The organism is Rhizobium terrae (assembly GCF_003425685.1).
In the GTDB taxonomy this organism is placed as follows: domain Bacteria; phylum Pseudomonadota; class Alphaproteobacteria; order Rhizobiales; family Rhizobiaceae; genus Neorhizobium; species Neorhizobium terrae.
The window spans coordinates 1-1,569 of sequence record NZ_QJKM01000070.1; the positions used below are offsets into that span (position 1 = coordinate 1).

Here is a 1,569-nt window from a genome sequence, read left to right on the forward strand (position 1 = left end):
GGGCCGCTATAGCGCAAGCTCATCCGCCGGCCGCACCGCCCGCAGACAGCGATGCCCTGCAGCAATGCAGCGCCCTTACGCGGCGCTCCCGTATGGCCGGCTTCGTAGTGGTTGATGTTGTTTTCCAATCGCCGTTGGTTGTCCATAAACTCCTCCCAGCCGATGTAACCAGGATGGGCCGCTTGCAAACAGACCTCCCAGTCTTCGATGGGAACCTTGGTTGTGCGTGGCAAATACACGTCCTGACGAATGCGCCCACCAGTCTGCCGTCGTCGACCGTAGACATAGGCCCCAGCATAGCCGGGATTATGGAGAATGCTGAGCACCCGTGGGTTGGTGGCCTCTTGCCAGACGACTTCGTGCGGCGCCGGACCATGGAGAGGACGCATTGGCAATGGCAAATCCTCCTTGCGTAGATAGCGCATTACCGCCCGCGCGCTTCCCAATTCGCGGAACTTGCTGAAGACGAGGCAGAGCCTTGCCTGCACCTCCTCATCGGGATTGAGAATGATCTGGCCCGAAAGGGCATGAGACAATCCGGCGGGCAGGCCAAAGCGCAATTCGCCGCGTGCCGCCTTCTGGCGCTCGCCCTGATGAAGGCGTAGCCTGATCTGGTGCAACTCCGCTTCGCTCATGATGCCTGACAAGCCGAGCAGGAGCCGGTCGTGGTAAGCGCAAGGATCGTAGAGCCGTTCGCCGTCGGCAATAATAACGCCGAATAATGCGCATAGATCAAGGAGTTGATGCCAATCACGATTGTTGCGGGCGAGCCGAGAGGCATCGAGGCTGATGACGAGCCCTGCGTTTCCAAGCCCGATCTCCGCGATTAACTTCTTGAAGCCTTCTCGCTCGACGCTGCCCGAGCCGGACTTGCCGAGGTCTTCATCGATGACGTGCACGCGTTCATGTGGCCAGCCAAGAGCGACGGCACGATCGATGAGACGATATTGCAGCTCCGTGCTTTCCTGATGATGTCGCACCTGGTTTACGGAAGACTGGCGGACATAAATATAGGCAAGCTTGCCGCGATGCTCGGCGGTGACTTGGCTGTCGGGGCTACTCGTCGCTCTCAGCATGCCGATCCACCTTTGTCGGCGCGCGGATTGACCGCATCCGCATCAACAGGGGAGCAAGCTTTTGAGCGACTTGTTTCTGCGTCTCCGTCGGCAGATCGAGCCACGGACGCGGAAGTGTCGTGCTCGGGGTCAGAAGCTTTACGAGGGACTGAGACGCTACGCGGTACGGTTTTGATTGCGCGTTCATCGCGAATCACCTCCTGGGAACGGGAGGTAACCATGCTGTCCAAATGGCGCATCAATGTGAGCAGGGTTCGAACGCTGATGCGAGGTGCCGACTTCGACTCGCTCCGCGCGTCCGGCGAAGCGGTTGCAAGATCGGTCGCCGATCGGCGAATTGAACGGCGGCGTCCGTCAGGTAATCGAACGACAACGAATGCCGCACCGCGGCCGGACTGGACTGACACCAGCTCAAGACGCTGGCCCGCAAGGCCGTGGCGCGGGTCAATGATAGTCACCTGATGCACCACCCCGTCGACAATAGGGGCAGTCT

2 protein-coding genes are annotated in these 1,569 nt (G+C 60.0%); both read right to left on the reverse strand.

Annotation, left to right across the window (positions count from 1 at the left end; translation table 11 throughout):
- The coding region (locus tag DMO26_RS33420) for a recombinase family protein (protein ID WP_162895210.1) at positions 1-1,076 on the reverse strand (1,076 nt) is incomplete at its 3' end.
- Positions 1,070-1,569: DUF5372 family protein (locus DMO26_RS34085; RefSeq protein WP_205421311.1), on the reverse strand; the 500-nt coding region annotated here is incomplete at its 5' end. The genes DMO26_RS34085 and DMO26_RS33420, both read right to left, overlap by 7 nt.